Source organism: Bacillus sp. C30 (assembly GCF_040838255.1).
Classification (GTDB): Bacteria; Bacillota; Bacilli; order Bacillales; family Bacillaceae_G; genus Bacillus_A; species Bacillus_A mycoides.
This window is the reverse complement of the sequence record NZ_JBFPJH010000017.1, coordinates 15,628-32,991: the sequence shown is the minus strand read 5'-3', so window position 1 is coordinate 32,991 and position 17,364 is coordinate 15,628. Positions and strand designations below refer to the sequence as shown.

The window sequence follows — 17,364 nt, the reverse complement described above, 5'->3', positions numbered from 1 at the left end:
TAAGACACCGCCCTTTCACGGCGGTAACACGGGTTCGAATCCCGTACGGGTCATACTAAAAGAGATAGCATAATCTGCTATCTCTTTTTTGTTGTATATATGTTATCTAAAGCGGACTTTTAGTAGTCTGCTTTAGATAACATATATAGATAGAAGAAGCTGTCTCTAAATAGGTAATCTATTGGAGACAGCTTCTTTATGGTGCTATCCTTGTCGAAACGTCGATATAACCAAAGTTGTGTTCGATATAATTTCACTTACCAAGAAAACTTTAAGAAAAAACCTTTCACAATCTAAAGAAAACGCCTCCATTGAGATGGATTTCACCCGCATTCTAACAACTTTACACTTTATGTGAAAAAGTTCACAAATAGGTCATAATTTGTGAAGGAATTCACAATAATCCGTGCTACAATATGTATGTAAAGAAGTTAAACAACATTAAATTAGTATTTTAATTAATTACTTAAACAATAATAAAAAATAGATGTAAACAAGTGAAAGGGGAAATTAACATGAAAAAAGGTATCAATCGCGTAGTATTAGTAGGAACAGGAGCTGTAGGTTGTAGTTACGCTTACTCAATGATCAACCAAGGTGTAGCTGAAGAATTCGTACTAGTAGATGTTAATGAAGCAAAAGCAGAAGGAGAAGCAATGGACTTAAGCCATGCGGTACCATTCTCTCCAGCACCAACAAAAGTTTGGAGCGGTAGCTATGCAGATTGTAAAGATGCAGATTTAGTAGTTATCACTGCTGGATTACCACAAAAGCCAGGCGAAACTCGTTTAGACTTAGTTGAGAAAAATACAAAGATCTTTAAACAAATCGTTCGCGGTATTATGGATAGCGGATTCGATGGAATCTTCTTAATCGCAACTAACCCAGTTGATATTTTAACTTACGTAACTTGGAAAGAATCTGGTTTACCGAAAGAGCGCGTAATCGGTTCTGGTACTACTTTAGACTCTGCTCGTTTCCGTTACATGTTAGGTGACTACTTAGATGTAGATCCACGTAACGTTCATGCTTACATCGTTGGTGAGCACGGTGACACTGAACTTCCAGTATGGAGCCACGCTACTGTAGGTGTACAAAAACTAGAAACAATCTTAGCGAACAACGAACAGTATAACCAAGAAGATTTAGATAAAATCTTTGAAAATGTACGCGATGCAGCTTACCACATTATTGAGCGTAAAGGCGCAACTTACTACGGAATCGGTATGTCACTACTTCGTGTAACTAAAGCGATCTTAAGCAACGAGAACAGCGTATTAACTGTATCGGCATACCTTGAAGGTCAATATGGTGAGAAAGATGCTTTCGTAGGTGTTCCAGCTGTTATTAACCGCGAAGGTGTACGTGAAATCGTAGAACTTGAATTAAACGAAGAAGAAAAAGTGAAGTTCGCTCATTCTGTAAAAGTATTAAAAGAAACAATGGCACCAGTACTATAATAACTGCTAATAATTCAGAGGCGGGAAACTGCTTCCTACCTCTGAGTTTTTATATAATTTAATATAAATTCCTTTTCCGGTTTCCCTTGTATATCCCCAATATACCCCTTTTGCTGGATAAGGGTCGTTTATAGAAAAGAGCACTCTACTTTATATAGAGTGCTCTTTATTATTATTTTTTAGGTGTTAATCCTAATTTCTTTAAAATATCTGCCAGTGTACCGCTTTTTGATTTTTCAACAGGTGTTTGTGATTTAGATGCATCCGGTCCTTTTTTCAAGAAGTTCTTTTCAACGAAACGAATATCTTTTTCGTCGACAATGCCATCTTTGTTAAGGTCGCCGTCTTTCACAGATAGTCCTTTTTTACCATAGTTGCTAGCGATAATTTCAGCATCTTTAATATCAATTACTTTATCACCATTTACATCGCCAGCAAGGTTTTCGTCAGGTCGTGCATAATAATATTGACCAAGTAGTTTACCATCTTTTTCAGTACCTAGTTTTGTAGTTAGTCGGCTTGTTAAATGTCCTGGAACCTCCACGTATAAGTTATAATCACGTTTATTAACAGGAAGTCCATTCAATTTGAAGTAACCGTATTTATCAAGTGAGCCTTCAAACTTATGACGGTAAGAATCAGTTGCATATACTTTTACGCCAAGTTTCGTATAATCGAATTTTTCATCTAAATATCCACGTTCATTTAAGAATGCACCAGGCTTAATATTACCTTCTACTAGTGAATTTAAGGACATAACTGAGAATGTTTGATCTTGTAGTATGCGCATTCCATTTGGTTCTGTTTCACCTTGTTTCCAGTAAACGAACATTGGTAAATCTAATTGAGCATTTGCTTGATAAAATTCATCATTTTCTACTTTGAAAGTTACATCGATGAATGGGAAATCACCGTCTAATCCAGCGAAGTTTTTATCATCGATAGCTCCGCCCACCGTAACAGATCCCTCTTCTAATTTTATTTCATTTAGTTTTGTTTTCACGCCTTTTTCGGCAGCTAATTTTTCAAAAGTAGGATTTAATTTAGCGTGTGAGAATTTAAAGTTTTTCTCTAAAAATTTCACGTTAAATTCTCCAGATACAAATTGTTTCACATGTTTAGCATCTAGTGTCACAGTGAATTCATCATTTTTATATAATTCTTTTTTATCATAACTAGCTTTTGCATATTGAGCACCTTGCGGGATAAACCAATAGTTATTTACACCGCTTGGATAGTCGGGGCCTGCAGTTGCATAATCGAAAATGTATACGCCTGTGTTCATTGGACCTTCAGTTTTAAATGAATCAGGTGTAATACCAACTTTAAAGTCACCATTTTCATTAATAGGTAAAAACTTGTGCAAGTATGGAGAATAATCATAGTACATAACACCGTTCGCTTCTTGCGTAATGTTTAATCCTTTTCCTCTTAAGTAGTCAACGTTAGAATCATATACATTTCCTTTAATCCATAGTGCTTTTTTACCGTCTTCTACTGTGTAGTTTTCTTCATTTAATTCATAAATACCAGGCTGTAATCCAGTTAATTTCACTTCTGGTGGTGTATTATCAATTACGACATAATCACCTTTCACACGTGCTTTTCCAGATTTATCGTAGCCAACAAATTCAATTGTGTAATCACCTTCTGGTAAGTCGATTTTCTCATCACCGATTGGTTTTGCAGGATCATTTGTAAAAGGATACACTTTTCCGTTAAAGAATGAATCTAAGTAGTAATAAACATCAGTTTTTAGTCCGCTTGTATTCAATGTTCCAACGAAACCGAGTGCTTTATTTGTTTTTGAGTCTTTAACGATAAGGTCTAGCGTTTCAAGTTCGCTATTTAGCTGGAATGCACCATGAATATATGGCTCACGGTAAGGGTTAAATTTAGATGTATCAGTTGAAATAGTTTTTCTAGATAATAAGGCGTTTTCAATACCCGGTTCTGATACACGAATAGAGAACGGGATTTGATATGTTTCTTCTTTATTTTTCGTGTTCGTAATATGAATATATCCTTCATATCGGCCCTGCTTTGCACCTGCTGGGACATGGATTTTCGCTTCGATTTCATCTGCTTTTCCAGCATCAATTGTTATTGTTTCAGAAGTAGAAACTTTTACACCGCTTGCGGTAGCATCGTTAATAGTGGAAGATGCTGGTGTATAAGAAATTTCTGTTTTAAATTCTTTTTTCTCCTGTTTATTGCGATTTTCAATTTTAATTTTTCGTTTTTGTTCAATTGATTCCCCATCTTTTTGATAGTACTTCCCGAATGCAATGGATCCAGTTTCTTCTGGTACTTCAATCACTTCATCATTAACTATTGTTTTTGTTGTATCTAACACTTTAAAACTCGTTTCAGTATGAACGGAGTTGTAAGCATCTACTCGTCCAGCTCCAACTTCATATACGGAATACTTCTCTTTTAAATCATCAGCAGTATTCATGAGGGAAGCTTTCACATCAAATGGAGTGTATTCTGGATGCTCTTGTAAAATAAGTGCAGCCACACCAGCGATGTGAGGGGAAGCCATTGAAGTTCCTTGCATGCGCTCATAGGAAACATCATAATTTTCCCCTTCTTGTGGATCGTTAATATATTCAGGGACTGTTGAAAGTACAGCAACACCAGGTGCTGTAATATCTGGTTTAATATCATCATTTGATATAACAGGGCCGCGTGAGCTAAAGTCTGCAAGATGATCGCCTTCTGTTTGAATGTAATTAATCTCATCGAAAGTTAAGGATGTTTTGCCTTGTTCGATTTGAGCTTTTAGTTTTTCGCCGTCTTCTTTCGTTAGGCGGAATGCGGGAATGTATTTTGTACTTTCGCCAACGTAGAAAGGAATTTCTCCATCCACGTTGTTATAAATAATAACGGCTTTTGCACCTGCTTGTTTTGCGTTCGCAATTTTTTCATCAAAGGAGAGTGTATCACGTGCAACGAGAGCGATTTTTCCTTTTACATCTTTTTTACTAAACTCGTCAGGCGTACCGATTCCTACAGATTCAATAGGTAAAGTTTGTCCTTTGAAATCTTCTATTTTATCAGTGAAATTTTTTCCGAATAAAATGAAATTAGAAAATTGTAACTGTCCAGCATGACCTGATAGTTTCGGTAAGGAAATAGAGCTATCGCTTGCTCCAACCGTAATAGCAAATGGAGAAGCACCTGGTGATCCGAGTGTCGCTGGATTTGGTCCTGAGTTACCAGCAGCAACGACTGTAACAACACCAGAAAGCATCGCGTTGTTTACAGCGATAGATGTTGGATCAAGTGGATTGTTGCTATCGTCACCTAACGATAAGTTAATGACGTTCATACCGTCAGAAATAGATTTATCGATTGCAGCGATAATACCTGAACTATCTCCGCTACCGTACGGACCGAGTACACGATAGTTATACAGTTCAATGTCAGGTGCAACACCTTTTACTGCTGAATCTGATTTGTTTTTCTTTTGAGCAGAAACGATACCTGCTACGTGAGTACCATGCGCAGTGTAGAAGGAAGAACCACGAGCATCAAATTCAGGAGCGCCAGATTGTTGCCACTCTGTATAAGTTGTTTCCATCGGATCTGCATCGTTATTAATAAAGTCCCAACCTTTTACGGAGTTTGGGTCCATCTTACTAGAATCTTCACCCGGTTTTGCGCGATAGCCTTTATACACGTCTTTTAAGTCAGGGTGATTGTAATCAATACCCGTATCTAATACACCAACTTTAATGCCTTTTCCGGTAATGCCCTCGCTATGTAACTTATCTACCCCGATTTGCGGAATGCTATCTGTTAGTTTTTGAGGTGCTTTTTGCTCAGCTTGTTTCGGTAAATTTAATTTCACTTCGTAATCTTTCCAAATACGTTTTACGACGCCAATTCGCAACAGTTCTTCAACTGTATTAGCTGGTAATGTCATCGCCACGCCATTCATCGCATGTTTATAAGAGCGTTTAATTTGTACAGACTGGAAATTTCCTGATTTCACTGATGGGCTGAATTGGTGAAGGCGTTTTAATCCTTCTTGGAATTCTTCATGCTCTTGATTAATACGTGCTTTTATATTTTCAGGAGCAGCCTGCAATCCTTTTGCTTTTTGTTTCAATTCGTTAATTTTTACTGGTGCAGTTTGAAACTCTACAATGATATTTACTGGTTCAGAACTACTCGTATTAATATCTGGTGAAATAGTAAAGCCAGGATTGGCATCTAACGTTTGTAATGCCAGGCGCTCTTCTTTTGAAAGTTTTGATAGTAAAGAATGAGCATTTGATAAGTCAAGTTGGTTAATAGGGCTTTCAGCAAGAACATTGAAAGGAAGAGCTGTTGAAAATAGAACGCCAGCCGTTACAATTCCCGTAACAAAACGATTTTTCTTTTTCATTTATAAGCCTCCGATAATTTGTATTTTTTAATAGAGAAAAAATAGGGTTATTTCTCTTCACCTTTTGTTTGTTCTGCATTGAATGTCCAGCTTAGTTGTAAAGAATCACCTTGAAACTTATTTTGATCTTGGTCATTATCTTCAAATGAGAAGAGAACGTGTAAATAATCTGTGTCACCAGATTTAATACCATCTATTAAGTTATGACGTTCTAGAGAAGTAGCTACATCCTCCGGTTTCATAGTTTTTAATTCTGATAGTTTTGTTTCCCACAAAATTTCATGATCATCGTTTGGATTAGATGGCTTTCCATCATTCACTAAAAATTTGACGATGATGTGATCGCCTAAATCTTCACCATCATTATTTTGCTTTGCATCTGTAACTTCATAGGATGTTTCAAGTGCTACTTTTGCAATATCCAATGTCCCTTTATTTTCAAGCTTGAAGTTTCTTTCAATCAAATCACCTGGTTTTAAATCTTTCACATTAATAATTACACTTGGGTTAATAGAAAGATCTAGTGTACCAGCTTGAAATGAGTTACTAGATGTTTCAGAATCACTGAAATAGGCGAATACACCGCCGAATGTAAGGGATAAGCCAAGTGAAGCTGTGACAACTCCCATTCCAACCTTTTGTTTTAATGGCATAAGAAAGCCCCCTAATTTAATTTTTTATCAAACTTTCGCCTGGAGCATGGATAGAGTAAACATAGTGTTTCAGTATGAATTATATTTGCGAGAGTTCGTAGTTCTTTATTGAGAACGAGTATATGCTTATGAATTTTCCATTTCAATAAAATTGTGACAAAAAATGTTGAGAAACATTTTTTTATGACAGATTATTTTGTTGCGATGTTAAGTGATAAATAGCGGGTAAAATAGGATCAATCTAATGAAATAAAGGTTGAGAAATAAATAATAGGATGAAAGACTAGTAGGAAGTGAAGCGCTTGCAATGAATATTCGTCAAAATTCGATATTTTACACGATAAATGTGAATATTTTAAGTGAAATTTAAGAAAAAAACGAATGTTTTTTTAAAAACAACAAGGATATTTCAGTTTTTTGCAGAAATAGTTAAAGTGTTTAAAATTTCTGTCATCTTAGTGAGGTGAACATATTGGATGTAATAAATTGTGAAGAAGTGAAACGAGATGAGTTTCATACAGAAAAGTACTATGACAGTTATAACATCTTTGGGGCACATATTGTGACGGAAGATGGGATGCGAGGTGTACGATTCACAGTATGGGCTCCTCATGCGAAAGCAATGAGTGTTGTTGGAGATTTTAATGAATGGGATTATGAGCAACATAAGATGCTACAAGTGACAGAAGAGGGGATTTGGTCCTTGTTTGCACCGCATATTGAAGAGAATGATATATATAAGTATGCGATTGAAACGATGGATGGTGACGTTATTTTAAAAGCGGATCCTTATGCAGTATATGCAGAAGTAAGACCAAATACGGCATCTGTAGTTTTTGATATAGAGGGATATGAATGGAATGATAAAAACTGGATTCGTAAGAGAAAGAAAAAATCGATTTATAAAGAAGCGATGACAGTTTATGAATTACATTTCGGTTCTTGGAAAAAGAAAGAGGATGGCGCTCTGTATTCTTACAGAGAAATGGCCGAGGAGCTCATTCCGTATGTGGTGGAACATCAATTTACACATATTGAAATTATGCCGCTTGTTGAGCATCCCTATGACCGTTCTTGGGGATATCAAGGAACAGGATATTATGCAGCGACAAGTAGATTCGGCACGCCACATGATTTGATGTATTTTGTCGATGAATGTCATAAATATGGAATCGGTGTCATTTTAGATTGGGTGCCGGGGCATTTTTGTAAAGATGCTCACGGTTTATATTTGTTTGATGGGACACCGACTTATGAATATAAAGATAGAGACGTACAAGAAAACCTTGTATGGGGAACTGTTAATTTTGATTTAGGGAAGAGAGAAGTACGTAATTTCTTAATTTCAAATGCGTTATTTTGGATGAGGTACTTCCATATTGATGGTTTCAGGGTAGATGCAGTTGCGAATATGCTGTACTGGAATAAAGAAGGAAAAGAGCAAAGCAATGAACATGCTGTTTCTTTCTTACGAGAGTTAAATGAAGCCGTGTTTGCAGAAGATGAAGAGTTTCTTATGACAGCGGAAGATTCAACAGCTTGGCCACTTGTAACAGCTCCAACATACGAGGGTGGACTTGGATTCAATTATAAATGGAATATGGGTTGGATGAATGACGTGCTGAAATATATGGAATGTGCGCCAGAGTACCGGAAATACATTCATGAGAAAATGACATTCTCTTTAATATATGCTCACTCTGAAAACTTCATATTGCCGCTTTCTCATGATGAAGTCGTTCATGGGAAAAAGTCGTTATTAAATAAAATGCCGGGAGATTACTGGGATAAGTTTGCTCAGCTTCGTTTATTATATGGATATTTCTTTACTCATCCAGGTAAGAAATTACTCTTTATGGGTGGAGAATTCGGGCAATTTGATGAGTGGAAAGACCTTGAAGATTTAGATTGGAATTTACATGATTTTGAAATGCATCGTAATATGCATGATTACTTTAAAGAGCTCATAGCATTGTATAAGCGCTCAAAACCACTTTGGCAGTTAGATCACTCGCCTGAAGGATTTCAGTGGATTGATGCTAATAATAATGAGCAAAGTATTTTCTCGTTTATCCGCCAAGGGGATAAGCAGGAAGATGCGTTAGTTGTCGTATGTAATTTTACGAAAGCTACATATGAAAACTATAAAGTAGGTGTACCGGATTTCGAGTACTATAACGAAATTTTAAACAGTGACTCGGCGCAATATGGCGGATCGGGGCAAGTGAATAAGAAACGTCTCAAGACGATTCTAGAGCCATATCATAATCAAGCGGCACATGTAGAAATTACAATTCCACCATTTGGCGTATCCATATTACGACCAGTGAAGACGAGAAAGGGGAGCAAAAAACAAGATGGCTCAAAAACAAAAGTGCGTAGCAATGTTACTAGCAGGGGGAAAAGGTAGTCGTTTAAGTGCATTAACAAAAAATTTAGCCAAGCCAGCTGTTCCATTTGGTGGTAAATATCGCATTATTGATTTTACGTTAAGTAACTGTGCAAACTCCGGTATTGAAACGGTGGGGATTTTAACACAATATCAACCGTTAGAACTTCATAATTATATTGGAATCGGAAATGCTTGGGATCTTGATCGTGTAAACGGTGGAGTCACTGTGTTACCTCCTTATGCGGAGTCTTCAGGTGTGAAGTGGTATACAGGTACGGCAAGTGCTATTTATCAAAACTTAAACTATTTAAGTCAGTATGAACCAGAATATGTCCTTATTTTATCAGGCGATCATATTTATAAAATGGATTACAGCAAAATGCTAGATTACCATATTGAGAAAGAAGCGGACGTTTCGATTTCTGTTATTGAAGTGCCGTGGGATGAAGCAAGTCGCTTTGGCATCATGAATACAAATGAAGAGATGGAAGTTGTTGAATTTGAGGAGAAACCGCAATTTCCAAGAAGTAATCTTGCATCAATGGGAATTTATATTTTTAACTGGGCTATTTTAAAAGAATATTTAGAGATGGATGCAAGAAACCCTGAATCTAGTAATGACTTCGGAAAAGATGTACTTCCGCTCTTGTTAGATGAAGGGAAGAAGCTGATGGCGTATCCATTTGAAGGATATTGGAAAGATGTTGGAACGGTGAAAAGCTTATGGGAAGCGAATATGGATTTACTTCGCGATGAAACATCGTTGAACTTGAACGATCGTAATTGGCGCATTTATTCTGTAAATCCAAACGAGCCGCCTCAATATATTGCAGAACAGGCAAAAGTAGAAGAGTCACTTATTAATGAAGGGTGCGTCATTGAAGGGGACGTGAAGCATTCTGTTTTATTCCAAGGAGTGACGGTGGAAGAAGGTAGTATGGTAATCGATTCTGTCGTTATGCCGGGGGCAAAGATTGGTAAAAACGTTGTGATTGAAAGAGCGATCGTTGGATCGGAAATGGTTATTGAAGATGGGACAATAATTCGTCCAGAAAAAAATGTTGATGATGTAGTACTAATTGCTGAAGGAAAATAGAAAAGGGGGATGAAATGAATGGGAGAAAAAATGTTAGGAATTATTAATGCAACGGGAAGTTTTCCTTCCTTAAAGAAAGTAACAGGGCATCGTTCATTAGCGGCGTTACCGTTTGGAGGCCGTTATCGCCTCATTGATTTCATGCTTTCAAATATGGTGAATTCTAATATTCATAGCGTGGCGGTTTTTACAAGTCATAAAAATCGTTCTTTAATGGATCATGTCGGTTCAGGAAAACAGTGGGATTTAGATAGAAAGCGTGATGGACTGTTTTTATTCCCACCGAACTGCCAATGTGATCATGACGAATTTGGATCTTTTGCACATTTTAGAAGACATATTGATTATTTTCTAAGAAGCAGAGAAGAATATGTTGTTATTACGAATAGCCATCTTGTAACAGCGTTAAACTTTCAAGCGGTGTTAGAGCGACATATACACACGTCTGCAGATATTACTGAAGTTTGTCATGAAGGGGTTTCGCTTCAAACATATGTGTTAAAGAAACAATTATTGCTAGACTTATTTGAGACATATAAAGATGTGGAGCAATACAGTTTATTTGATGTAGTGAGAGAAAAGAGCGGGAAATCACTGCATATTACTACGTACGAACATACAGGATATGTAGCTATTATTGATTCTATTGAAAGTTACTATAAACATAGCCTAGAAATTTTGCAGCCTTCTATTTGGAAGCAATTATTTAAGAAAGAAGCACCAATCTTTACGAAAGTAAAAGATGAGCCACCAACTCGTTATATGAAGGGTGCAGTAGTGAAAAATACGATGATTGCAAACGGCAGTATTATTGAGGGAGAAGTAGAAAATAGTGTTGTCTCCCGTTCTGTTAAAATTGGAAAAGGTTCAATTGTTCGTAATAGTATTATTATGCAAAAGAGCCAAATTGGAGATAATTGCATAATAGACGGTGTTATTATTGATAAAGACGTGAAAATTGGTGACGGTGTTGTACTAAAAGGAAACGCCGATGAGCCATATGTTGTAGAAAAAGGAAGCATTCAAAACAGTACGATTAATAGTTATTCTTAAAAGAATCAGTGGGGGTTTTTCCTCCACTGATTAAAGCATTCATTCAAATGAAAACTCGAAGGGAGGAAGCTGCAAGGGAAGTCGTATAAGCTTTTCGTGCAGTGGGACAACAAGTGAATATTTTATTTGCAGTATCAGAATGTGTACCATTTGTTAAATCGGGAGGATTAGCTGATGTAGCAGGTGCGCTCCCAAAAGAGCTAAAAAAATTAGGCGTGGACGTTCGCATTATACTTCCAAATTATAGTCTTATTCCGCAAAAATTAAGGGATGGATGTACGTTACATAAAGTAATTAACGTCCCGCTTGGGTGGAGAAATCAATATTGCGGAATTTTAAAAGGTGAGCAAGACGGGATTACGTATTACTTAATAGATAATGAATATTATTTTAAGAGAGATTCTCTATATGGTCATTATGATGACGGAGAGCGTTTTTCTTATTTTTCGAAAGCAGTTTTAGAGTGTATTCCGCATCTTGATTTCGAAGTGGATGTTCTTCATAGCCACGATTGGCATACAGCTATGGTGAATTTCTTACTGCGTGAAAAGTATCAAGATAATCCATTATATGAGCATATTAAAACGGTGTATACGATTCATAATTTGCAGTTCCAAGGTGTATTTCCTCCTGAAGTGATGTACGACTTGTTAGAACTTGGTGATGAATATTTTCATAGTGAGCAGCTAGAGTTTTATGGAAATGTGAACTTTATGAAGGGCGGAATTATCGCTTCTGATCAAATTACAGCAGTTAGCCCGACATACAAAGAGGAAATTCAATATGAGTTTTTCGGTGAGAAGTTAGATGGGTTGTTACGAAAAAATAATGGTAAGCTTAGCGGCATCGTAAATGGAATTGATACGAGCGTATATAATCCAGAAACAGATTCGTATATTACTGCTCAGTATGATGCAGAGTCATTAGAGGAAAAGAATGAAAATAAACGCGCCTTGCAGCGTTATTTTGGTTTGCCAGAAAAAGAAGATACACCAATTATTTCGATGGTAACGAGATTAACGAAGCAAAAAGGTCTTGATTTAGTACGTACTGTATTCCGCGAAATAATGGAGGAAGATGTGCAATGTATTATTTTAGGATCAGGTGATTCTGAATATGAACAATTCTTTGAGTGGATGGCATACGAGTATCCTGAGAAGATAAAAGTGTATATCGGATTTAATGAAGAACTAGCCCACCAAGTGTATGCGGGAAGTGATTTATTCTTAATGCCATCACTATTTGAACCGTGTGGACTTGGACAACTTATCGCACTAGCGTACGGTACAATTCCGATTGTAAGAGAGACAGGCGGATTAAATGATACTGTACAATCTTATGACGAAGAAACTGGAGAAGGAAATGGTTTCAGTTTCACGAACTTTAATGCGCATGACATGTTGCACACGGTTCTTCGTGCGATTGAATTTTATCATGATAAACCGGTATGGGAGCAGCTTGTAAAACAAGCGATGACTGAAGATTATAGCTGGGAGAAATCAGCTCTTGCCTATAAGAAATTGTATAAAAGTCTCATGGAATAACATGTAGGTGGTGAAGAAATGTTTACTCATGTTGAAAGTTTCAAATCAGCTTTTCTAGAAAAGTTAGAGACGATGTATGGTAAAAGTTTTAAAGACTCTACAACTCGTGATCAATACAATACGCTTGGGTACATGGTACGTGAGTATATGAATAGTCAATGGATTGCAACGAACGAAAGTTATCGGTCTGGAGAGCAAAAGCAAATGTATTACTTATCCATTGAGTTTTTACTTGGGCGTTTGCTTGGAAGTAACATATTAAATTTAGGCATCAGGGATGTATGTGAGCAAGGACTTTCTGAGCTTGGGATTTCTTTGCAACAATTAGAAGAGGTGGAAGCAGATGCAGGTCTTGGAAATGGTGGACTTGGACGATTAGCAGCCTGTTTCCTTGATTCACTTGCATCTTTAAACTTACCAGGTCATGGCTGTGGAATTCGTTACAAACACGGCTTATTTGATCAAAAAATTGTTGATGGTTATCAAGTTGAATTTCCAGAACAGTGGCTTCTTCATGAAAACGTATGGGAAGTAAGAAGGCATGATCAAGCTGTAGAAGTAAGTTATTTCGGCAATGTTGAACCGCTATACATTGATGGGCGTTTAGAGTTCAGGCATACGAATGCAGAAGTGATTATGGCAGTACCATATGACGTTCCAGTAGTAGGTTATGAGACGAGTACTGTAAATACACTCAGACTTTGGAATGCTGAACCAGTTCCTTTCCCGCAAAATTGCAAAGATATTTTGAAATATAAGCGTGAAACAGAGGCTGTATCGGAGTTTTTATATCCAGATGATACGCATGATGAGGGGAAAATACTTCGTTTGAAGCAACAGTATTTCCTCGTATCAGCAAGTTTGCAAAATATCGTTCGTATGCATAGAGAAAGATATGGTGACCTTCGTCAATTACATGAGAAAATCGCGATTCATATTAATGATACACATCCAGTTTTGGCGATTCCAGAACTAATGCGTATTTTATTAGATGAAGAAAAACTAGCATGGGAAGAAGCTTGGCACATAACGACACAAACGATTTCTTATACGAATCATACGACGTTATCAGAAGCGCTTGAGAAGTGGCCAATTCACATTTTTAAACCGTTATTACCGAGAATTTATATGATTATTGAAGAGATTAATGAACGTTTCTGTCATGAACTTTGGGAACGTTATCCATATGAATGGCATCGTATTGAAGAGATGGCGATTATTGCGCATGATCTTGTGAAAATGGCTCATTTAGCAATTGTCGGTAGCCATAGCGTAAATGGTGTAGCAAAAATTCATACGGAAATTTTAAAGCAACGTGAAATGCGATTGTTTTATGAGTTTTATCCAGATAAGTTTAATAATAAAACGAATGGAATCGCTCATAGACGTTGGTTAATGAAGGCGAATCCACAGCTGACGAGTCTTATTTCGGAAGCGATTGGAGAAGAATGGAAGAAAGAGCCAATTAAGCTGCAAGCACTGCAAAACTTCATACATGATACTAGTTTTCAAGAAAAGCTTGCAGGGGTAAAACAAGAGCGTAAGATTATTTTAGCGGAGCGTATTCATAATAAAATGGGGATTACAATTGATCCTAATTCTATTTTTGATGTGCAAGTAAAAAGACTACATGCTTACAAACGACAACTATTAAACGTTCTTCATATTTTATATTTGTATAACCGTTTGAAAGAGGATGCTAGTTTTACATTTTATCCGCGTACTTTTATCTTTGGAGCGAAAGCATCACCTGGCTATTACTATGCGAAAAAAATTATTAAATTAATCAATGAACTCGCAAGGAAAGTAAATAATGATCCGTACGTAAGCCAATATATGAAAGTTATCTTTCTAGAAAACTATCGAGTGTCTTTAGCGGAAGATATATTCCCAGCTGCGGATGTGAGTGAGCAAATTTCAACTGCGAGTAAAGAAGCATCAGGAACAGGGAATATGAAATTTATGATGAATGGTGCGATTACACTCGGAACGTTAGACGGAGCTAATGTTGAAATAAAAGACCGGGTCGGTGATGATAACTGTTTCATTTTTGGCTTAACAGCGGAAGAGGTTCTTCATTACTATCAAAATGGTGGATATCGTGCAAGTGATTATTATCACCACAATATGCATATTAAAAAAGTAGTAGATCAGTTAACGAATGGTTTCTTTGCACAGTCGGGAGCTGAATTTGAAGCGATTTATGATTCACTTGTAATTCAAAATGATGAATACTTCGTTTTGCGAGATTTTGGTCCATATGCGGAAAGGCAAGAAGCTGTTGGTAGAGCGTATGAAAACCGAACGAAGTGGCTAGAAATGTCGATTTTAAATATTGCACAGTCTGGTCATTTTGCGAGTGATCGAACGATTTTACAGTATAGTAATGAGATTTGGAGTATTGGTAATGCGGTTACACAGTATTAAGTGAAAGTCCCTTTTGAAGGGACTTTTATTCATGGAGACAAAGTGTAAAAATGAATAATACGTATAGGGACGCTAAAGTGTATTCACTTTTAAAAGAGGAATATAATTGCTAAAAAACGAGCTTAATCTCATTAAGCTCGTTTTTCCGTTTTTGCTTAAGAAAGAAATGGGATGGCAGTATACATGATACCTGTTCCACCATATTCTCCAGTCGCAAAGTATGAAAATGTAAAGAAACCCGTAAACGTAAAAATTACAATGAGAAAAAGTGCAAAGATAAATTTTAGCATGTAAGGTCCCCTCATCCAAAAAATAATTTCATATATTATTATAGTATAAGGATATTTAATTTCCAATTGTTTACTGGTTAAAAATGAGAAGTCAGACATGTTTTGTATGTTGTCATGGCATGATTATTTGTAATAGATTTTGTGTTTTTTGTAAAAGTCATGTTGTGATGAACATGTGCATATTCCCAGTCTTGTTCATTAAAATGGACATTGCGCGGAGGGAGAAGAGGAACGACATCAAATAAATTAACAAAGCGAAAGCTACTAGCTACTTGTAGTTTATAATAATTACGAAATGCAATATCGCCCACTTTGGGAGAGGCAAATGTATAAAGACCGTACTGTGCGAAGGCGGTGTTGATACGCGCATCGAGTATATGTAGTGTGGCGAGCGCGCCGCCTAAGCTATGGCCTGTTGCAAGAAGTTTCTTATGGGCTGGTAATGACACGAGCATATCCATAATAGAATCCCGGCAAGATTCATAAATTGAAAGAAAACCGTTATGAACATTTCCGCTATTTAAAGCGTATGGGTATGGTCTTTGGTTGACGAGTGAATCGATAATCCAATCTGTATCTGTTTGTGTGCCCCTAAAAGCTACAATAATCGTATCTTCAGATTCTAATATGAACCCAAACCATTCCATCGTTTGAATCGCTTTTCCTTGAAAGCCTTGTACATATTGGAATCCATCAGGTATTTCAAAAATCCCATTTTGTTTATATTGTTCATACGTTAACTCACAACAAGATGCTAACAATATGGCAGTATCTTTATCAAAGGATAAAGGAGTACGCATCAAGCAAGCCCTCCTTAAGAAAAGGTATAGTTCAATATATGCAGTGAGGGACTTGATTCATTCTTTTTTGAAAAAAGGCTTGAACCTACAGTTACGTGAGGGAGTATGATTTTTGTAAACATATTGTTAGGAGGAGTATAGGATGAGCAAAAAGGAAGGCTATTCAATTGGTGAGTTTTCAAAGAGAACAGGTATATCAATACGAACAATATAATAATATGATGCCTTCTCCTTATACGGAAGAAGAAGAGGCGTGGCTTAATGAAGCGATGAAATACTTTATGATCCAAAATGGTTTGTATAGTCCACCTAAATAAAAAATGCCCTATAAGGGCACTTCTTACTCTTTTCCATCTAATAAACGACCAAGTCCGCCTAAAACGCTGCCTTCACCGCTGCTTTGAGCTGCTGGGCTTGTAAGACGTGCTGCTAAGCGGCTAAGTGTTAAGGACTGAATCCAAACCGTTCCAGGACCTTCTAGCGTTGCGAAGAATAAACCTTCGCCGCCAAATAGAGCTGTTTTTACTTTTCCAACGAATTGAACATCGTAGTTAACATCTTTCGTCATTGCAACGAGACAACCTGTATCAATGCGAAGTTTCTCGCCAGGTTTTAATTCGCGCTTATATACAGTTCCGCCTGCATGCATGAAAGCTAGACCATCACCTTCAAGTTTCTGCATGATGAAACCTTCACCACCGAAGAAACCAGTTCCTATTTTTTTAGTAAACTCAATTCCGATAGAAACACCTTTTGCGGCACAAAGAAATGCATCTTTTTGGCAGACTACTTTTCCTTGATATTCTGTTAAATCAACAGGAATAATTTTTCCAGGATAAGGAGCGGCGAATGATACGTGTCGTTTGCCATGACCTGTATTTGTAAATACAGTCATAAACATACTTTCACCCGTAACGAGACGTTTACCTGCGCCCATTAATTTACCGAATAGACCATTAGATGGTCCAGAACCATCACCGAAAATCGTTTCCATTTCGATATGATCTTCCATCATCATCATTGCGCCAGCCTCTGCGACAACGCTTTCTTCTGGATCCAATTCAATTTCAACAAACTGCATATCATCGCCATATAATTTATACTCGATTTCATGTGCTTGCATTTTTTCACCTCATCATATGTAGTAATTATATTGTACAGAAATCAAAGGAATTAGAATACTGTAGTTTTGTTAATTTTTGAATAAAAATAGAATGAGAATTTAAGGTTATACTAGGATTATAAAAAACGAT

11 protein-coding genes and 1 pseudogene are annotated in these 17,364 nt (G+C 36.8%); 7 read left to right on the top strand and 5 right to left on the bottom strand.

From position 1 onward, the window contains the following. The first annotated feature begins 515 nt into the window (after positions 1-515). Positions 516-1,460 (top strand): L-lactate dehydrogenase, encoded by a 945-nt coding sequence (locus tag AB3X49_RS03950; RefSeq protein WP_137058340.1) that lies wholly within the window; start codon positions 516-518, stop codon positions 1,458-1,460. Between the two features lie 172 nt (positions 1,461-1,632). Here AB3X49_RS03950 and AB3X49_RS03945 read toward each other — a convergent pair whose 3' ends face one another. Beyond that, positions 1,633-5,856, bottom strand: a complete 4,224-nt coding sequence (locus tag AB3X49_RS03945) for a S8 family serine peptidase (protein ID WP_367960606.1) — start codon at positions 5,854-5,856, stop codon at positions 1,633-1,635. A gap of 47 nt (positions 5,857-5,903) precedes the next feature. After that, complete coding sequence (locus AB3X49_RS03940; RefSeq protein ID WP_367960604.1) at positions 5,904-6,509, bottom strand: TasA family protein; 606 nt, start codon at positions 6,507-6,509, stop codon at positions 5,904-5,906. A 472-nt stretch (positions 6,510-6,981) separates the two neighbouring features. On the opposite strand from AB3X49_RS03940, the gene glgB reads away from it, so the two are divergent. The 5 genes from glgB to glgP all read left to right on the top strand — a co-directional run bounded on the left by glgB (position 6,982) and on the right by glgP (position 15,021). Beyond that, the gene (gene glgB, locus AB3X49_RS03935) at positions 6,982-8,919 is read left to right on the top strand and encodes a 1,4-alpha-glucan branching protein GlgB (RefSeq protein WP_215590307.1); all 1,938 of its coding nucleotides are present in this window, start codon (positions 6,982-6,984) and stop codon (positions 8,917-8,919) included. Further along, positions 8,867-9,997, top strand: coding sequence for a glucose-1-phosphate adenylyltransferase (glgC, locus tag AB3X49_RS03930; protein WP_000057600.1), 1,131 nt, complete (start codon positions 8,867-8,869; stop codon positions 9,995-9,997). The genes glgB and glgC overlap by 53 nt, the downstream gene beginning before the upstream one ends. Before the next feature lie 18 nt (positions 9,998-10,015). Further along, positions 10,016-11,050, top strand: a complete 1,035-nt coding sequence (gene glgD, locus AB3X49_RS03925; RefSeq protein WP_002015798.1) for a glucose-1-phosphate adenylyltransferase subunit GlgD — start codon at positions 10,016-10,018, stop codon at positions 11,048-11,050. Between the two features lie 113 nt (positions 11,051-11,163). Continuing rightward, positions 11,164-12,594: a glycogen synthase GlgA gene (gene glgA / locus AB3X49_RS03920; protein WP_367960601.1), complete on the top strand. Its 1,431-nt coding sequence runs from the start codon at positions 11,164-11,166 to the stop codon at positions 12,592-12,594. A gap of 18 nt (positions 12,595-12,612) precedes the next feature. Then, positions 12,613-15,021 carry a glycogen phosphorylase gene (gene glgP, locus AB3X49_RS03915; protein ID WP_367960599.1) on the top strand — a complete coding sequence of 803 codons (2,409 nt, stop codon included), beginning with the start codon at positions 12,613-12,615 and terminating at the stop codon, positions 15,019-15,021. Positions 15,022-15,176: 155 nt separating this feature from the next. Here the strand turns inward: glgP and AB3X49_RS03910 are convergent, their stop codons facing one another. Further along, positions 15,177-15,311 (bottom strand): hypothetical protein, encoded by a 135-nt coding sequence (locus AB3X49_RS03910; protein ID WP_002015803.1) that lies wholly within the window; start codon positions 15,309-15,311, stop codon positions 15,177-15,179. A gap of 77 nt (positions 15,312-15,388) precedes the next feature. After that, positions 15,389-16,111, bottom strand: a complete 723-nt coding sequence (locus AB3X49_RS03905; RefSeq protein WP_044443797.1) for a lipase family protein — start codon at positions 16,109-16,111, stop codon at positions 15,389-15,391. Positions 16,112-16,314: 203 nt separating this feature from the next. On the opposite strand from AB3X49_RS03905, the pseudogene AB3X49_RS03900 reads away from it, so the two are divergent. Next, positions 16,315-16,428: pseudogene (locus AB3X49_RS03900) on the top strand (MerR family transcriptional regulator); the annotation flags it as partial. A gap of 23 nt (positions 16,429-16,451) precedes the next feature. Here the strand turns inward: AB3X49_RS03900 and AB3X49_RS03895 are convergent. After that, positions 16,452-17,234: a TIGR00266 family protein gene (locus AB3X49_RS03895; RefSeq protein ID WP_341087182.1), complete on the bottom strand. Its 783-nt coding sequence runs from the start codon at positions 17,232-17,234 to the stop codon at positions 16,452-16,454. Positions 17,235-17,364: the final 130 nt, after the last annotated feature.